The 17,557-nt window shown below is 43.1% G+C and carries 13 protein-coding genes, 1 pseudogene and 1 CRISPR repeat array; of the genes and pseudogenes, 2 read left to right on the top strand and 12 right to left on the bottom strand.

Features of this window, described 5'->3' with window-relative positions; genetic code table 11:
* The 10 genes and pseudogenes from BO26_RS21310 to BO26_RS21265 all read right to left on the bottom strand — a co-directional run.
* Positions 1 to 485 (bottom strand): DUF4123 domain-containing protein (locus tag BO26_RS21310; protein WP_036774973.1); only part of this gene is annotated, 485 nt, incomplete at its 3' end.
* The gene (locus BO26_RS21305) at positions 482 to 2,494 is read right to left on the bottom strand and encodes a type VI secretion system Vgr family protein (RefSeq protein WP_051691090.1); all 2,013 of its coding nucleotides are present in this window, start codon (positions 2,492 to 2,494) and stop codon (positions 482 to 484) included. The genes BO26_RS21305 and BO26_RS21310, both read right to left, overlap by 4 nt.
* 66 nt (positions 2,495 to 2,560) lie before the next feature.
* A complete protein-coding gene (locus tag BO26_RS21300) occupies positions 2,561 to 3,301 on the bottom strand; it encodes a hypothetical protein (RefSeq protein ID WP_036774972.1) in 741 nt (246 codons plus the stop codon).
* Between the two features lie 107 nt (positions 3,302 to 3,408).
* Complete coding sequence (locus tag BO26_RS21295) at positions 3,409 to 4,143, bottom strand: hypothetical protein (protein WP_036774971.1); 735 nt, start codon at positions 4,141 to 4,143, stop codon at positions 3,409 to 3,411.
* A 43-nt stretch (positions 4,144 to 4,186) separates the two neighbouring features.
* A complete protein-coding gene (locus BO26_RS21290) occupies positions 4,187 to 4,960 on the bottom strand; it encodes a hypothetical protein (protein ID WP_036774970.1) in 774 nt (257 codons plus the stop codon).
* Complete coding sequence (locus BO26_RS21285; RefSeq protein WP_036774969.1) at positions 4,957 to 6,843, bottom strand: lipase family protein; 1,887 nt, start codon at positions 6,841 to 6,843, stop codon at positions 4,957 to 4,959. Before BO26_RS21285 ends, BO26_RS21290 begins: the two co-directional genes overlap by 4 nt.
* A 22-nt stretch (positions 6,844 to 6,865) precedes the next feature.
* Positions 6,866 to 8,539: pseudogene (locus BO26_RS21280) on the bottom strand (type VI secretion system baseplate subunit TssF); the annotation flags it as partial.
* An 86-nt stretch (positions 8,540 to 8,625) separates the two neighbouring features.
* The gene (locus BO26_RS21275) at positions 8,626 to 8,898 is read right to left on the bottom strand and encodes a PAAR domain-containing protein (RefSeq protein ID WP_036774967.1); all 273 of its coding nucleotides are present in this window, start codon (positions 8,896 to 8,898) and stop codon (positions 8,626 to 8,628) included.
* 962 nt (positions 8,899 to 9,860) lie between these two features.
* Positions 9,861 to 10,439 (bottom strand): YceI family protein, encoded by a 579-nt coding sequence (locus tag BO26_RS21270; protein WP_036774965.1) that lies wholly within the window; start codon positions 10,437 to 10,439, stop codon positions 9,861 to 9,863.
* A 26-nt stretch (positions 10,440 to 10,465) separates the two neighbouring features.
* Entirely contained in the window at positions 10,466 to 11,020 is a 555-nt protein-coding gene (locus BO26_RS21265; RefSeq protein ID WP_036774964.1) for a cytochrome b, read from the bottom strand.
* A gap of 803 nt (positions 11,021 to 11,823) precedes the next feature.
* Between BO26_RS21265 and BO26_RS21260 the strand changes: the two genes are divergently transcribed.
* Positions 11,824 to 12,561 (top strand): cyclase family protein, encoded by a 738-nt coding sequence (locus BO26_RS21260; RefSeq protein ID WP_036774962.1) that lies wholly within the window; start codon positions 11,824 to 11,826, stop codon positions 12,559 to 12,561.
* A gap of 286 nt (positions 12,562 to 12,847) precedes the next feature.
* Positions 12,848 to 14,578: an arginine--tRNA ligase gene (argS, locus tag BO26_RS21255; protein ID WP_036774960.1), complete on the top strand. Its 1,731-nt coding sequence runs from the start codon at positions 12,848 to 12,850 to the stop codon at positions 14,576 to 14,578.
* Between the two features lie 258 nt (positions 14,579 to 14,836).
* On the opposite strand, the gene murJ is transcribed toward argS, so the two are convergent.
* Together murJ and BO26_RS21245 are read right to left on the bottom strand one after the other, a co-directional pair.
* On the bottom strand, positions 14,837 to 16,372 hold the full coding sequence (murJ, locus tag BO26_RS21250) for a murein biosynthesis integral membrane protein MurJ (protein ID WP_036774957.1): 1,536 nt from the start codon (positions 16,370 to 16,372) through the stop codon (positions 14,837 to 14,839).
* 223 nt (positions 16,373 to 16,595) lie between these two features.
* A complete protein-coding gene (locus BO26_RS21245) occupies positions 16,596 to 17,030 on the bottom strand; it encodes a DUF29 domain-containing protein (RefSeq protein ID WP_036774974.1) in 435 nt (144 codons plus the stop codon).
* 72 nt (positions 17,031 to 17,102) lie between these two features.
* A CRISPR array of direct repeats spans positions 17,103 to 17,550; the repeat unit is 28 nt; unit sequence TTTCTAAGCTGCCTGTACGGCAGTGCAC.
* Between the last annotated feature and the right edge of the window lie 7 nt (positions 17,551 to 17,557).

Genomic DNA, 17,557 nt, shown 5'->3' with positions numbered 1-17,557 from the left:
CGGGAATACCTCCGGGGTTCAGGGACATCGATCATTAACTCACTCACCGGTGTTAAAAATGCCGCCCAATCACTGATTATCATTGCCGGTAATAACTGACTGAAAACTCGGGGGTCCATACTACGCAAAATCACCTGCCTCTCCCGCAATATCACCTGCTGGCGCGAACGCCAGTGATTAAGCTGTTGGGTCCACACATCCTCACTACGATAAGCCCAACCCCAGCTGTTATCGCTCAGAGTTTGGCTATCAAGCAGATGACCGATGATTGACAAACAGCCTGACCTGGGCTGAACCAACCAAGGGCTTTGTGCCAACAAATGATCCATCGGTGTACCGCTATATAGTGGAAAAGCCTGCTCTACCCAGTCATTTTTATAAAAGCGATTGACCGGATTCGGCTCTGCCAGTGAATTCAGCATAAAGAAAACCGGTGGCTTATCAGGCGTAGTCAACCACTGTTGCCAATTTATGGCAGTATTCATACATCCTCCTGGTTGTTAATAGTTAAATCAACTTCCCTATGGGCTTGCAAAGCACAAGTCGATTTCACTGGAGATTTCACATCAGGCAGCGGCTCTACACCGTCCGGCAGTTGCAAAGACAAACCACGCCCGGCACCGGCAGAGCCTTGTCCGACTGACAAATCCGGGGAGGTGAGAATACCGCCGGGAGTTAACCGGATAAAATGACCGCCGACTTTTAACGTAATCTCTGACGCCGCTTCCAACACTATTTTTCCGCCGCTTTTCAGATGCGTTTCCTGACCACTTTCAGCGACTAACGCTTCTCCAGTCTGTAAATGCTGGCTGCCGGTGATACGGTGTGACACGTTGCCATCAGTGCTGTACTTAATTGAACCGGTGATTTTTTGGTGATCATCAGCATGAATTTCACTGTAGCGGTTATTATCGATCCGCTGTTTATGGTCATGTTTGATATGCCAGTGAGCATCATTCTGGATATGGACGGTCAAATCTTTCTGTCCGTGCAGGTAAATCTCTTGCTGATCTTCAGCATCCTCAAACCGCAATTCATTAAAGCCTTTTCCTTTGTGGGTTCGGGTCTTAAAGGTGGTACGGGTTTTTTCAGCAGGTAAATCCAGCGGCGGGCGATTCAGGCCGTTATAGGTGCAGCCGGTCACAATCGGACGATCAATATCGCCATTCAGATAGGAAACAATCACCTCCTGACCGATGCGCGGAACCGCCATAAAACCGTAACCGCTGCCATTCCAGCCCTGGGAAAACCGCACCCAACAGGCGGCGTTTTCATCCGCCTTATCATAACGATCCCAGTGAAAATGGACGCGAATACAACCGTCTTCATTAACATAAATCTCTTCCCCTGCCGGGCCAACCACGGTCGCGACTTCATCACCATCCGCCAGCGGTTTGTAACGATATAGCGGTCGCCAGTCCTTATAGCCCGAAATAAAACTGAATTCATTATGCAAATAAGTGCCTGACTCGCGGCTGCCTTCTTGCAATGCCTGCGGACATTTACCGTGATGATGAATAGACACGATTTGCCAGCGGGTATTGATGGCTTCAACCGGGTGTTCGCTGAGGTCAAAGATTTTACCGGGCATCAGTTTAAAACAATGACTTTGCCCATAGCCGGCCTGACGTTGATTCTGGACTGCCTGCTGGCGGCGCTGGACAAACGGTTTCGCCTCCGCATCTTTCTGAAAACGTCCGTAGCTTTCAAAGATCGAAAACAGGGTTTTCTGCCCCGCCACACGTGGATCGGTATCGGCCCAGTGCGTGAGGAAGTAAGCAGGATTTTGCGGATTTCTATCCTTATAAATAACCCGTTGCGGGGTCATGGAAACACCCAGATACACCTGATTGATCACATTCATTTCTGTGGCAGTCTGTATCTGGGGATTGTAGACCAGCGGTAAATTGGCGGTCATCCCTAAATGGCTGTCACTGAAAAACAGTTTGTTGTCTTCAAACCAGAAATTCAGCCCTTCTTCGGCGACTAACCGGGCGAAAAAATCATAATCGGACTCCCGTTTCTGCGTCACATACTCACGTGTGTAATGAAACTCATTCAGTTGGGAATCAGCTAACACATGGTGTTTTTTCAGCAAGCTATTGAGAATGGCCGGCACACTTTGCCGATGATAAATCCGGCTATCCTGATTCAGGGTCATTCGCCAGAGAGCGGGCCGGACAGTGAGGGAATAAAGGGTACGATGAGCATGAGTCTCTCTTAATATCGCCTGGGCGATAACGCCACTGACCTGACGTTGTTCTACGCCATTAAAAACCACCCGGAATTTCACCGACTGTAATAATAGTGATTCTAAATCAATATCGGCCCGTTTACTGACCAGAGTTAAAGACAGCGTAAATAACTGGGACAATTCCTCCTGTAAAGAAAATTCAGCGACCGCAAATGTTTTCTCCGGCAAATCGGTAACCTGACAGAGAAAGTGTAATCCATCATTCAGCTCCGCGTTTAATAAAGTGTGGGATGCGTTCATGACATTTCCTTATTTATCAGGTTGATATTTATATTTAAACAAATCAGTGATAAGACCTTTTCAGCATTATTTTATTTTCCAATAGTCAATAGAATCTCTGTTAATATCCACCCGGCCATCAGGATATTCAACTCTTGAAGGTTCTTTGCCGGCAGGAATAATAATTTTCGGCATCTTAGTTTCATCTAATTTGGGTTTATAGATAATTTTCCACTCAGCTCCTGGAGTTAACTTCAATCTAAAGGGACGCATGCCTAATTCACCCCGTGGGAATATTCTATTTGGACTCCCATAGACTACTTGCAAAACAGGGTAAATAACTGGGCTATAATTTATGATATTAAATGCTTCGGTTTCGCTAAGATATGCCTGGGCCGCATCATTGATAAACACAGTTAAACCTGTCCCCTCAGCTCCTGCATCCTGAACAGCATCTTTCATCAGATGGCTGACATCGGTATAACCTACGCTCACAAAAGCTCGGTTGATTTTCCATTTGCACCTACCCCCGCCATTGAAAGGTAATTTCGCCTGAAAGTAACCGGTTTGCGGATCAGCTTTCACATTCAAACGCAATCCATTATAAGTCGGCACTTTATAAGGCGACATATCCGCATACCACTGATATTCAAGGCAGTCTTTTGAGATATATTCTGCCGACACATACGGTTTTGTGTATTTCGGCGCCACCCCTTCTACGGTGATCCACTGGTTATCTTTCGGGGGTGAAAGCGGTTCATTCGGGTCAGCACAGCCCGATATGGATATGACTAATAATATCGGTAAATATTTTTTTACATTTATCATGATCCGTGCTCTTCAATCCTCATAATGTCATCGGTATAACGTGTTAAAGCTAGATTGCCCTGTTTATTCTGTTTGATGTAAATAAACAGGACGCTATTCTAGTGACATTACTTTATGTAACGGGTATCGACCATTTGAGTTTTGGTTTCAATATGCCCATTGGGATACTCAACCCATTCCTTTTCTCTAGTCACGGTAATCTTCGGCATTTTGGTTTCATCCAATTTAGGTTTAAAGGTAATTTTCCATTCCGCTCCCGGAACTAACGTTAACCGAAAGGGGCGCACTCTTAATTCACCCTGCAAGAATATTCTTTTCGGGAGCTTTTCAACCATCTTCAATACAGGGTAAATAGTGGGGCTGTAATTAATGGTATTCAATGCCGCCGTTTCGCTAAGATTTGTTTGAACTGCATCGTTGATAAACGCGGTTAACCCCGTTCCTCCCCCTCCTTCATATATCACCACATCTTTCATCAGATGACTGACATCGGTATAACCCACGTTCACAAAGGCTCGGTCAATTTTCCATTTGCACCTGCCCCCTCCATTAAAGGGTAACCTCGTCTGAAAGTAACCCGTTTGCGGATCAGCCTTCACATCCAGACGTAATCCGTGATGAGTCGGCACCTTATAAGACGACATATCCGCATGCCACTGAGATTTAAGACAGTCTTTTGATATATACACAGCGGACACATAGGGTTTTGTATATTTCGGCGCAACCCCTTCCACCGTTATCCACTGATTATCCTTCGGGGGCGAAAGCGGCTCATTCGGATCAGCACAGCCTGAGATTAATGTGACAAACAAGACTAATAAATATTTCTTGATATTTATCATGGTAAATCTTCCTCAATTCCTACAGCATTATCTGTATAGCGTCTTAAAGCCGTATTTTCCGATTTATCTTGCCGGTAAACTTTGGTGCCGTTATTTTCCAATAATCTATTGATTGCCGTTTGAGATCAATTCGCCCATTGGGATATTCAACCCATTCCTTTTCTCTAGTCACGGTAATCTTCGGCATCTTGGTTTCATCCAACTTAGGTTTATAAATAATTTTCCATTCGGCTCCCGGAATTAACCTCAGCCGGAAGGGACGCATACCTAATTCACCTCGTGGAAATATTCTTTTAGGACGCCCATAGACTATTTTCAAAACAGGATAAATAACAGGACTGTAATTGATGATATTGAATGCCTTGGTTTCGCTAAGATATGTCCGGGCCGCATCGTTGATAAACACAGTTAAACCGGTCCCTCCTCCCTGAGATGTAACAGCATCTTTCATCAGATGGCTGACATCGGTATAACCCACGCTCACAAGGGCCCGGTCAATTTTCCATTTGCACCTGCCTCCTCCATTAAAAGGTAACTTCGTCTGAAAATAACCCGTTTGCGGATCAGCTTTCACATCCAGACGCAATCCGTGATGAGTCGGCACTTTATAAGACGACATATCCGCATGCCACTGAGATTTAAGACAGTCTTTTGATATATACACAGCGGACACATAGGGTCTTGTATATTTCGGCGCAACCCCTTCCACTATAATCCATTGATTATCTTTCGGAGGCGAAAGCGGTTCATTCGGATCAGCACAGCCCGATATGGATATGACTAATAATATCGGTAAGTATTTTTTTATATTTATCATGGTAAATCGTCCTCAATCCCGACAGCATTTTCTTCATAGCGCGTTAAAGCCAATAAACCTTGTTTATCCTGTTGAGTGCAAATCAATGCTAGTTTCAACTGGTGATCCATCTGCAAAAATAATGTATCGCGCTGTCGAATATCCAAAACAATATCGGTCCTTTCACACAATGTTTTTTCAAATAATTGTTCCTGATCCCGGAAAAAATGGTATTTCTCCGGTGCAACCAGCTCTGCTAATCGAGCACCAATATAGCGGGCATATTTCAGTGAACTGTGGTCAGGAAAGCCCAAGGCATCTTTTAAAGTCGGGTTTTCATTCAGCGGAAACCATTTAGCTTTATCTGCATCACTGATTTGTTGAAAAAACCTTTTCTGAATATTCCCAGCCTCTTTCAGATTATTTTCTGTTTCAGGATTGAGTGACGGAATTAAATACAATTTTGTTTTGGTCGGTAAGGTAGTTCTGAGCCGCACATGATTGCTTGGGTTACGCTCTTCCAACCATTCAATGACCAAATTGATTTTACAAAAATGTACTATTTTCCCATGATGCAGATAAACTTCACCACAGTCGGTAATATCCAGTAACTCAACGGGACTGAACAAATAGCCTAACGGCCCCCAACAATCATAAAACCAGTTATCTAAATTTTTTTCTGGAGGTACAGCGGGGACCGGATCATCTTCATTCACATGGCGGTAGTGGGTAATAGCGGCCAGTTCTTGTACTGCACTGCGCGTTAATGTTCGCGGCATCCCGTAGCTGTAAAGGCAGGGATTATGTTCTTTCAGTTGTGCACTGTGCAGTAATGCCAGTGCACCACCTAAACTGTGACCACAAATAAATAATCTTTTGCCTGAGGCTAAATCCAGAATATCACTGAATACTTCTTGAGTTGTATCACTAGGAACCTTTAACTGTTCAACCAGACTGAATGCCTGCCAAAACCCTTTGTGCACTTTACCGCTGTGAATAAACCCGCTACACAGGGCTTTTTCATCGCAATCTAACCCCAAAGGCTGGTACGTCGCATCTGTAAGGGCATCCGTCATGCTGGCCGTCCCCTTCCAACTCACAACTACATCATACGAGCTGGCTACATAAAACAGCTGAGTATTACCCCCTACACCATCAACATTTGATGAATCAATAAACTCCATCCGGGTATAACGTTCACTAAACGGTACATCGTAAACAATCGGGGTTGCCGACAATGTCTCTACCTTATTGGGCAGCCTCGAGACATCCACCATCTGCCGGTTAAAAAAGTGAAGTACAGAACCTTCGGTATCAACATCACCCCCAGCATAGGCCAATACGCTCATCAAACACTGGTTATAGGCATTAACAATTGAGTACTCTTTTTGATGGTGCAATTGCAAAACCCAGGCCCGGAATGGACATACCTCCAGTACATAACGTCGATTTAACGGATGAACCTGATAGCCTTTTGGCTCCGGGTCCGGGAAATGATAGGGCGGTGGAATTTTTTTAGGGTCATTCCAATCATCTAGTGCCGGCACCCCATCACTAATCTGCCCGATAGTCACATAGCGATATTGATGGCCTTCGGCTTCTGCTTTTGGTTTCACCACCGACGCCTCTTCTCCCCGTATTTCTCGCAATGGCCGTTGTTCCATCTCATCAGCCAGCGATTGGGCATGGATATACAATTTCACGGGATAAGCTGACAGATCTTCTTCCCGGAGTACCCCGAAACCATCTGTCCTCCCACGGCGCACATGATTCGGTAGTCCTCTACTTATCAGGCCATAAGGCATATTGACCAAGGGTTTCCCTTGTTCATCCACCAACTGAAATTCAACCCAGTGTTTCAGTATCCTACAATCAAAACATTCTAGCGGATTTAATGTACTCATCAGTGTTGTTTCCTTCTTACTATTACATATAAGCGCGCAGCCCAAACATCATGTCCTGAAAGTCCCACAAAACTTCCCCCGTCCGAGCATCAATCACTTTCATCATCAAAAAAACGCCCATGCTGATAAAGGATGTCATCAGGCGCATGACCACCAGACTGAACTGATACATCTCCCCCTGATTGACATAACAATCCGGGTTCAGGGTCAGGATAAGCTGGTGCCCCCGCACTGGAACGCCCTTATCCAAACGATCCATCGGAATGTTCTCCAGTTGGACGATGCCGTTTATATGTGCCTGAATACGCCGGCTTAATACCTGATCTGGAGAAAAATCAAATATCTTCAAAAAGTCTTGTAACGAAAGAGTGTTAAATATTATCCAGGGCGAGCCAGCAAAGTAGGAAATGAGTGACCAGCTCGACTTTTTCTCTACCATCGGTGGATAGCAGGCAGAAACCGGGGTGATATTACTGACTTTCAACCCCGTAGCGTTTTCTCCCGACCGATTAATCTCACCAATACCGAGATCAACAGCCTGCGAATGATAACCGGTAAACCGACAAAAAATGGATTGCGGCAGCAGGTTATTCGCCGGCTGACCATAACAATCAAAGAAGTGAAGCTGATGTTGGGTATTCTGCAAAATATCGCAGTCCGTATTCAGTTGATAATAATAAATAAACTCAGCATCCGGCTGGAAATGAGCCGTTGGGGTAATTTTTTCGATAGGTAAATAACAGTATGGCTGTCCGCGTTCCAGCTTCGGCTCAGTCAATGTATAAACGTGATCAAGGCTGAACAGCTGTTGAGTCGGCTCTAATGGGATTTTATAATCGTTTTTCCCCTTGTTTACCGGGATTTCCACACTGGTCATCGGCTCCAGGTGCCTGACCGGTACACAATCCAACAAGAAGGTTTGGGTAATATCGGTCAGTTCCAGATTGCCTTCAAACCGCAAAATCAGCTCGAATGTCCGATCAGCGTTCAATTTCACTAACGAGCGATCATCCGTGATATCAATGGTCACAAAATCATGGACATGAGGCAGATAATAGTATTCTGTCATCAGTTGCAGAATAGAAAACGGTGAGTTTTCCCTGGCGGGCAGAATGGAAACCTGCCGCTCTGTCCCCCACAGCGCCGATACCGGGTAACAGTTATCCAGCGTGATGGTTTTATCCTGTGTCCGTAACTGGACATCACAGAGATAAAAGTCAAGCCATAAGGCTAATTGCGCCGCCTGCTCACGATCTCGGCCCAAAAAGAAATGCAGCGGGCGGCTTCGCCATTCTGGGGTATTGCCCGAATAGTACAGCGTTAACGTTATCTCACTGTACTCCGCAGTTGTATTCAATTGCCGGTTAATCACCGTCAGAGGTTCGATATGCAGGGGACAACAGGTTTTAAAACACATTTTTTGTTCACCTTCGCCGGCAAAAACCGATGTACCTGCCGGCAAGGTCCTTGCGCCTAAGTGATTTTCCCCAGTCGATGAAAACTGAACGAGACTCGTTGGTGGTAACGGACGCAACGCTTGCGGCCAAATACGCATCATCATCCCTAACCAATATTCAGGAAAATCATCTTCAATTTTATAGCGGACGCGGGAAGCGAGCAGTGCAAAGCCCTGCGTTAATCGCTCAATCCCCGGTTCACCGGCCCCTTCAGATAAAAAATCCGCTAGATGTGGGCTTTCTTTTGCGACTTCCTACGCCAGTTGTCGCATATAACTCAGTTCTTGCAGGAAAAGCGATTGTCTTCTATTCATCACTCGCTCTCCTACGTGATTTTTATCTGACAACGTGTTTGTGAGGCAATCAAAGTCGCCCCACAGGAAGTTTTCATGCCCTCCAGAGCCAGCCCTTGTTGATTGGTTCCGACCGCATTCGAAGCCCCTTCAACAATGATTTGATACCCGCCACACGTTGGACAGGACACCGGATCGTTAATCCGCGCCACGCCTTTGTCCAAAACCAGAAAACTCTCATCACCAATTAATACAGAACCACCGTGAGAGGTTTTGTCACCTTGTCGTATGATATTTTTCAACATAGATATCCCGCCAGAAATGAAAAGGATTAATTGCGTCACCAAAGAAATAAGATAGTAAGAATCCTATTATCACAGGCAAAAAGCACCGCTTACGCCATGAGTCATGGTGCATTGAACGACAGGAAGATAAAATATACCCTTCATCCTTCAAGTTACTGCTTTGTTGGCTGCGTTCACTTGCCGCCGCGCTGCAAATTGAAATCTATTGGGTATATATCCCCATCAATTAATCCCTTTGAGCAAAGGGAACGGGATTGAAAGTTTCCTTCATATTGTTCATATGACGAAACCTAAGGTATAATTATTAAACTATCATCAAATAGCAAGAAAATTTTGTATTTTTTTTACTCACAGAAAGTCAGTGTGTAAGAATATGTGACAAATTCAACAGGGGCTGAGTTATCATTAAACTCCGAAAGACGAGATACTAAAGATAATCCCTTTCCCATATTAGGACAATCCACGATATAGAAAACCGTCTGGCATTGACTTATTTTTCACTTAATGGCTATGAAGCCAGATATTCAAATTATTAATTTTTAATTAAAAAACATCTCTATTACTATTTATCATAGCGACCAATGACATCATCTATTTAATCTTTCAACTAATCGTTTGATTAATAACTTAGTCTGCATTAAATACCGGAGACATTCTCGATATTATCAATATAATAAACATTCTCATTGATATAATGCCAAGTGAAAAATTACATCATTTCACTTGGCAAATAAGAAAAAGTCCACATTAAACAGCAGTCTATTATTACTGTTTTCTAAAAATGGAATACTTACTTTCAAGTCGTTTTATTTCGGCATATATTAGCGATAGACCAAATAGACTCTTTTTCTTTATTTGATGTAGATGCTTATATATTGTTTGAAAAAAACATAATAAATAAAACAGGCCACGCAATGCGCAGCCCTTAATAAATTACACTACTGAGTTAAATAATCAGAGTATTACTCCTCCCGAATTCCTTCAAGAGAAATTAATAAATCCGCTTCCTGTGATTTAGGACCCAAATCTTTTTGGAAATTAAAATCTTTCAGTTTGATTTTACCATAAGCTTCAAAACCTGCGCGGTAACCACCCCATGGGTCTTTACCTTCACCCATCAGCTCTGCATTCAGTACCACTGGCTTTGTCACGCCATTTAAAGTCAGATCACCTGTAACAACATATTTCTCCCCTTCCTTCTTCACTTCGGTTGAAATGAATTTTGCTTCAGGATATTTCTCTGCATTAAAGTAATCTTTACTACGCAAGTGTTTATCACGCTCAGCGTGGTTAGTATCCAGGCTGGCTATTTTAATTGTCACATCAACTTTATTCGCAGCCGGATTTTTCTCATCAAATGTGAAAGAACCACCAAAATCTTTAAATGTTCCATATAGCCAGCTATACCCCAAATGCTGAATGCGGAATCCAATAAAAGCATGCTGGCCTGGTATATCAATTTTATAATTGGCCGCCAATGCAGAACTTGCATTCAATAACAATGCTCCCGCAGTCAGGCCAAGTAATGTTTTCTTCAACATATTCTTTCTCCATAATCGTTTTTGTATTATTCAGGACGGAAACCCAACATACGTTTCAGGGTTACATCACGATCAATAAAATGGTGTTTTAACGCAGCAACAGTATGTAATAGCGATAAAATCACCACTGACCAAGCAAGGTAAAGATGAATCATTCCAGCAGTATCTGCCTGTTTGCCTTGACCTATTAATATGGCCGGCACAGTAAACCAATCAAAAACAGTAATTGGCTGTCCATCAGCGGTCGAAATTAAATAACCACTAATCAAAATGCTAAACAGTAAGATATACAACAAAACATGCATTAAAACCGCACTGACTCTGGTCAAACGGCTATAACTGGCTAATGGTTTTGGTGGCGGAGAAACAAAACGCCAGATAACACGCACAACCATCGCTATCAGCAGCACTATTCCAATGCTTTTATGAATTTCAGGTGCTCTGTGATACCACGTATCGTAATATCCCAATGTCACCATCCACAGTCCTAGTGCAAACATGCCATACACGGCTAATGCAATTAGCCAGTGTAAAAGGACAGATAAATGGCCAAATTGGTTAGAAGTATTCTTCCAAAGCATAGTGGTTCCTTTTTAGGTCAATGCTGGTAAGCTTTTTTAGATCAATTAAATCATAAACGATATTAATTTATTTTTTATTAGAAATTCCAACAAATAATTTGCAAAAGATTTTCAATTTTAATCAATGAAATTCATTTCAAAACAAAAAAACATTAAATAACAATAGAATAGAAATAAATCACATTAATAACAATGTAGCGAAAACACATAATATATATCTTTTTATTATATTTGATTTTTAATTTTAACTAATAGTAAGAATCAATCACCTTAATGCTCTAATTGTTTATTTTATAATTTTTTGTTTATACCCTTCATCTTTCAAGCTGCTGCTTTGTTGGCTGCGTTCACTTACCCCAGTCACATCGTTATCTATGCTCCTGGGGATGCGTTCTCTTGCCGCCGCACTGCGGCTTGAAATCTATTGGGTATATAAGAAGTTTCATTACCTATAAAAACAAGTCGCTATGATGGAAACAAAATTTCGTGGTCAACTTAATATTTCACAACAAGAAATTAATTGTATTACCAAACAGTTAAAATCAACCATAGCAGAAAAATAACAATTTATTTGGCCTGATGTACTCATACCAGGCGCGTTTGACTCAAGCCTCAGAAGATAAACACGACAGGGTCACACCGCCTTTAAATCCATTATGACTTTATATCGTGTGCTCATTATTGGAACAATAAAAGTGAATAAAACATGAAGAATATCACTATTTACAGCAACAAATTCTACAGCATTAATTATGTAATAGTGGTAAAAATAACATCTATAAATTATCGAAAACGAGGTTTTTATGTCAAACAGTATCTTACAAGCGCTCGCTTTACTGAAATCAAAAAAATGGGTCGACTTGACGCATAGCTTCGATAAAGATTCTCCACGTTTTTTTATGTTTGATTCAGCAGAGTTTAAAACTCTTTTTGATCATAAAGATGGCTTTTTTGTTCAGCAATTTTCCTTTCCCGGCCAATACGGAACTCACATTGATGCCCCCTGTCATTTTGTTCCTAATGCTCGTTGTGTTGATGAACTGGAATTAAAAGAATTAGTTTTACCTTTAATCGTACTTGATCAATCAGAAAGAGCGAAACAGGACCCTAATTTTTCACTTTCTAAAGAAGATATTCTTCAATTTGAAGAAGAATATGGCATTATTGAGGCAGGTACTTTCGTTGCGCTCAGAACTGACTGGAGTAAACGCTGGCCATCTCAGGAAAAAATGGACAATAAAGATGATTCTGGTAATAACCAAATACCGGGTTGGGGAATAGATGCCCTCAGATTTTTATTTGAAGAACGCCATATTAAAGCCGTTGGGCATGAAACATTTGATACCGATGCCGCTAAAGATTTTAGAAAGAATAATGCCTTATTGGGCGAAGATTATGTATTAAAACAAGATACTTATCAGATAGAACTTTTGGCTAATTTAGACCAGGTACCTGTACGAGGTGCAGTCATTTTCAATATCGTGGCCAAACCTAAAAAAGCCCCGGGTTTTCCTGTTCGTTCGTTTGCCATACTGCCATGACTACTCTCCATTCTGTCAGGCAAGGCACAAACTGTAGCTCATATTAAAAATCCCGCTGCCTTGAAAATGCTCCATGCCGTATATTCATTACGGCATTATAGTCACGATCATAATTTTTCGAGAAAACACGCTTTTTGTCCCCGCAACCTGGCACAAAACAACAGTAAAGTGGAACGTTATAGGTTGAATATGGTATAAAACCTGCCGTTTTTTCTTATGAATCATTTTGCAGAAGGTATTGTTTGCTACAATATACCTATTCTCGTTCGTAATTTAAGGTAACCAGGTGAATATTCAGGCGATTCTTTCAGAAAAAGTCAGCCATGCGCTGATTGCAGCAGGTGCTCCAACCGACAGCGAAGCTCACATCCGCCAATCTGCTAAAGCGCAATTCGGCGACTATCAGGCCAATGGTGTTATGGCCGCCGCGAAAAAAGTGGGTATTCCCCCCCGACAACTGGCAGAAAAAGTTGTTAGCCTGCTGGATCTGCAAGGTATCGCCAGTAAAGTTGAAATCGCTGGTCCCGGCTTTATCAACATTTTTCTTGACAAAGCGTGGATTGCAGCAAATATCGAAACTGCACTGAAAGCTGAAAAACTGGGCGTTACTCCGGCCAAACCACAAACTATTGTCGTCGATTATTCAGCGCCAAACGTGGCTAAACAGATGCACGTTGGTCATCTGCGTTCTACGATTATTGGTGATGCCGCCGTCCGTACTCTTGAATTCCTCGGTCATAACGTTATCCGCGCTAACCATGTTGGTGACTGGGGAACACAATTCGGGATGCTGATTGCCTATCTGGAAAAAGTACAAAATGAAAATGCCAGCGATATGGCATTATCCGATCTGGAAGCTTTCTATCGTGAAGCGAAAAAGCATTATGATGAAGACGAAGAATTTGCCATCCGCGCCCGCGGCTATGTGGTGAAATTGCAAGGTGGTGATGAATATTGCCGCACCATGTGGCGCAAGCTAGTAGACATCACGATGGCCCAGAATCAGCAAACTTATGACCGCCTGAATGTCACGTTGACTCAAGATTCTGTCATGGGTGAGAGTCTGTACAACGATCTCCTGCCCGGTATTGTCGCTGATCTGAAACAAAAAGGACTGGCAGTAGAAAGTGATGGCGCAACCGTCGTTTACCTTGATGAATATAAAAACAAAGAAGGTGAACCGATGGGCGTTATTATCCAAAAGAAAGATGGTGGTTATCTTTACACCACAACGGATATCGCCTGCGCCAAATACCGTTATGAGACCCTGCACGCTGACCGCGTTCTTTACTACATCGACTCCCGTCAACATCAGCATTTGATGCAAGCCTGGACTATCGTTCGTAAAGCGGGTTATGTACCAGAATCCGTGTCATTGGAACACCATATGTTCGGCATGATGCTGGGTAAAGATGGCAAACCATTTAAAACTCGCGCCGGTGGTACTGTCAGATTGACTGATCTGTTGGATGAAGCCATTGAACGGGCCAATACCCTTATCCGTGAAAAGAACCCGGATATGCCAGAAGATGAACTGAGAAAAGTGGTTGAAGCTGTCGGTATCGGCGCGGTGAAATATGCCGATCTCTCTAAGAGCCGTACCACAGATTACATCTTCGATTGGGATAATATGCTCGCTTTTGAAGGCAATACCGCACCTTATATGCAATATGCTTACACCCGCGTTACTTCCATTTTTAAGCGTGCTGAAATTGATGAAAGCAGCCTGACACTGCCAGTTATCTTGAATGAAGAGCGCGAACAAGCGTTAGCCACCCGTTTGTTACAATTTGAAGAGACCATCACCACCGTCGCCCGTGAAGGTACACCACATGTTATGTGTGCTTATCTGTACGATCTGGCTGGTCTGTTCTCTGGCTTCTATGAACACTGTCAAATCCTCAATGCGGAAAGTGAAGCATTGCGTCAAAGCCGCCTGAAACTAGCTCTGCTAACCGCTAAGACATTGAAGCAAGGTCTGAATACTCTGGGTATTGAGACGGTAGAACGGATGTAATCAGGACAATCATCGCTTTTCGAAAAAGTTGGCGTGACATGAGATATATCACATTGTCACGCCTTTTATTTTAAGTTATCTGTATTACCGCTTAACGACGCCTGAGCTGATAATAACAGCTGGTATACCTGTTATCTTTCAAGTTGCCTCTTTGTTGGCGGCACTCACCCCAGTCACATAGTTATCTATGCTCCTGGGGATGCGTTCTCTTGCCGCCGCACTGCAACTTGAAATCTATTGGGTATATACCTGAACTTATTACAAACCTCGCTGAGCGAAATCTTTCAACCGGAATCCCATTAAAGCTAATGCAGCAAAATAACTACTCATACCGACGATAACTACCGCCATTACCCTCAACAAACGGATGGCCATATTTCCCTGATCCCAGGCCGGCATTAACCATAAAATCACTGCTAACGCAACAATCATTACCAAAATAGCCACAGCCAACTTAAATAAGAAAATACCCCAACCTGCTAATGGCTTAAAGATATTTCGTTTACGTAATTGCCAATAAAGCATACTGGCATTAAAACAAGCCGCCAGACCGATAGAAAGGGCCAACCCTGCATGTTTTAATGGACCAATAAAAGCAAGGTTCATTAACTGAGTCAGAATCAAAGTCGCAATCGCAATTTTTACTGGCGTTTTAATATCCTGACGGGAATAAAAGCCCGGTGCCAACACCTTGACAATAATTATCCCCATCAACCCAAAGCAGTAAGCAATCAATGCTCTCTGAGTCATTTCGGCATCAAATGCCGTGAAATTACCATATTGGAAAAGAGAAACCGTCAAAGGTTTTGCCAGAATGCCTAACGCAACAGCACAGGGCAACGCCAGCAAGAAACAGAGTCGAAGCCCCCAATCCATCAATCTGGTGTATTCCTCATGATTTCCGCTGGAAAAACTTTTCGCCAGGGAAGGTAAAAGAATTGTCCCAAGTGCAACGCCTAATACACCGGAAGGTAACTCCATCAAACGGTCAGCGTAATACATCCAGGACACAGAACCGGATACCAGAAATGAGGCAAAGATCGTATTGATAATTAATGAAATCTGGCTGACCGAAACCCCAAGAATCGCGGGTCCCATCTGTCGCATCACCCGCCATACTCCGCTATTACGGAAAGAAACGCGCGGCAATACCAACATGCCTATTTTTCTCAGGTGGGGAAGCTGATAGGCAAGTTGTAAAACACCGCCAACCACCACCGCCCAGCCCAACGCCATCACAGGGGGATTACAATAAGGCGCGACAAACAACGCAAATACAATCATGCTGATATTAAGCAACGTCGGGGCGAAAGCAGGCACAGAAAATCGATTCCAGGTATTTAATATTGCCCCTACCAACGAAGTCAGTGATATTAGAAAAATATAGGGAAAAGTAATTCTTAACAGATTCGTCGTTAGAATAAATTTATCCGGGTTATCAGTAAAACCCGGTGCCGTAATATAAATCACCCATGGCGCCGCTAAAATACCCAGTACGGTAACAATCGCCAGAACTAACGTCAGCATACCGGAAATATAGGCAATAAACGTCCGGGTGGCTTCATCACCCTGCTGATTTTTATATTCTGCCAAAATAGGCACAAATGCCTGAGAAAATGCCCCTTCCGCAAATATACGGCGCAATAAATTAGGTAATTTAAATGCAACAAAAAAGGCATCCGATGCCGCACCTGCACCAAATATACGGGCAATAATGGCATCGCGGATAAAACCCAGCACCCGGGAAAACATAGTCATAGAGCTGACTGCCGCCAGCGACTTCAATAAATTCATCGTATTTATCTCAAAATCATGTTAATTGATTACGAATCAATAACATACATGAAAATTAGCGCAAAACCTATGCGACAAAACATCACATGCCGTTAAACACTTCAATAAATTACATCACCATTTAGAACGATAAAAGGGCCATAAGGCCCTGTTTATGCAAATAGTAAACTGCAAAAAACGCACCAACCGAAGTAGTGCGCCAAATAAGTCAACTCATTGAGGTTTAGTCAGGATAGAACTCTTGTGAAAAGATCTGATTTATATTCCAGATACATTCATCTGGGAACATATCCAACCCAGTTTCGTCGATAGCGGAAGAAACTGCATCAGCCCAAACTTTAGCAAACCAGTCCTCATCAGCAATTGTGTTTTTCAGACTGGGTGTCTCTTTTATATGCAATACTAGTGCTTTTCTCTGTTCCTTGATAGTTCGTTGCCAACTTGAACCACGACGCCCAGGCTGGAATTGCCATTTCAGAAGATGGGCCAGCAAAACCGCCATACGACTTGCCAGTTCACGTTTTTCACTCTTGCCCACGTCCTCAATCTCCTCAGCAATATTGGCTACATCGATCTCAGAGAATTTACCTGCGCGCAATAATGCCGCTTGTTCATTCGCCCAAGCGAGCACATCAGTTTCGTAACGGGTATGACTCATGCTTGCCTCCGTTGATAAATCTGCCATACAGTACAGATAGTTCCTATGTATTTTCTAATTTCTAATTTCTAATTTCTAAGCTGCCTGTACGGCAGTGCACGGAGCCAGACAAGCGGCAATAGTGAATCTAATTTTCTAAGCTGCCTGTACGGCAGTGCACTAAACGGGTAGAAACCAGAGCATAACGGGAACTTTCTAAGCTGCCTGTACGGCAGTGCACGGCTGGGATCAGCCACTTGCTTACTTTTTCATTTTCTAAGCTGCCTGTACGGCAGTGCACAATCCGCATGTTTATTCCCTGTTTAAGTAATATTTCTAAGCTGCCTGTACGGCAGTACACTTACTTTAGCTAGCCCGCACCAGCCCTGACGATTTCTAAGCTGCCTGTACGGCAGTGCACATTCAGCTTGTTTTAGAGCGCTGGGGTGCGTGTTTCTAAGCTGCCTGTACGGCAGTGCACTCTTAACTCCCCGTAATGACCCTGAATTTCCGTTTCTAAGCTGCCTGTACGGCAGTGCACTTTGACT

Source organism: Photorhabdus australis DSM 17609 (assembly GCF_000711895.1).
Lineage (GTDB): Bacteria > Pseudomonadota > Gammaproteobacteria > Enterobacterales > Enterobacteriaceae > Photorhabdus > Photorhabdus australis.
This window is presented reverse-complemented; position numbering and strand designations above follow the sequence as displayed.

Excerpts from the sequence above, each read along its gene's own strand:
- BO26_RS21260 (WP_036774962.1), top strand. The coding sequence starts at position 11,824 with ATGTCAAACAGTATCTTACAAGCGCTCGCTTTACTGAAATCAAAAAAA.
- BO26_RS21285 (WP_036774969.1), bottom strand. The coding sequence starts at position 6,843 with ATGAGTACATTAAATCCGCTAGAATGTTTTGATTGTAGGATACTGAAA.
- BO26_RS21290 (WP_036774970.1), bottom strand. The coding sequence starts at position 4,960 with ATGATAAATATAAAAAAATACTTACCGATATTATTAGTCATATCCATA.
- BO26_RS21270 (WP_036774965.1), bottom strand. The coding sequence starts at position 10,439 with ATGTTGAAGAAAACATTACTTGGCCTGACTGCGGGAGCATTGTTATTG.
- BO26_RS21265 (WP_036774964.1), bottom strand. The coding sequence starts at position 11,020 with ATGCTTTGGAAGAATACTTCTAACCAATTTGGCCATTTATCTGTCCTT.
- BO26_RS21295 (WP_036774971.1), bottom strand. The coding sequence starts at position 4,143 with ATGATAAATATCAAGAAATATTTATTAGTCTTGTTTGTCACATTAATC.
- BO26_RS21245 (WP_036774974.1), bottom strand. The coding sequence starts at position 17,030 with ATGAGTCATACCCGTTACGAAACTGATGTGCTCGCTTGGGCGAATGAA.
- murJ (WP_036774957.1), bottom strand. The coding sequence starts at position 16,372 with ATGAATTTATTGAAGTCGCTGGCGGCAGTCAGCTCTATGACTATGTTT.
- BO26_RS21275 (WP_036774967.1), bottom strand. The coding sequence starts at position 8,898 with ATGTTGAAAAATATCATACGACAAGGTGACAAAACCTCTCACGGTGGT.
- BO26_RS21300 (WP_036774972.1), bottom strand. The coding sequence starts at position 3,301 with ATGATAAATGTAAAAAAATATTTACCGATATTATTAGTCATATCCATA.
- BO26_RS21305 (WP_051691090.1), bottom strand. The coding sequence starts at position 2,494 with ATGAACGCATCCCACACTTTATTAAACGCGGAGCTGAATGATGGATTA.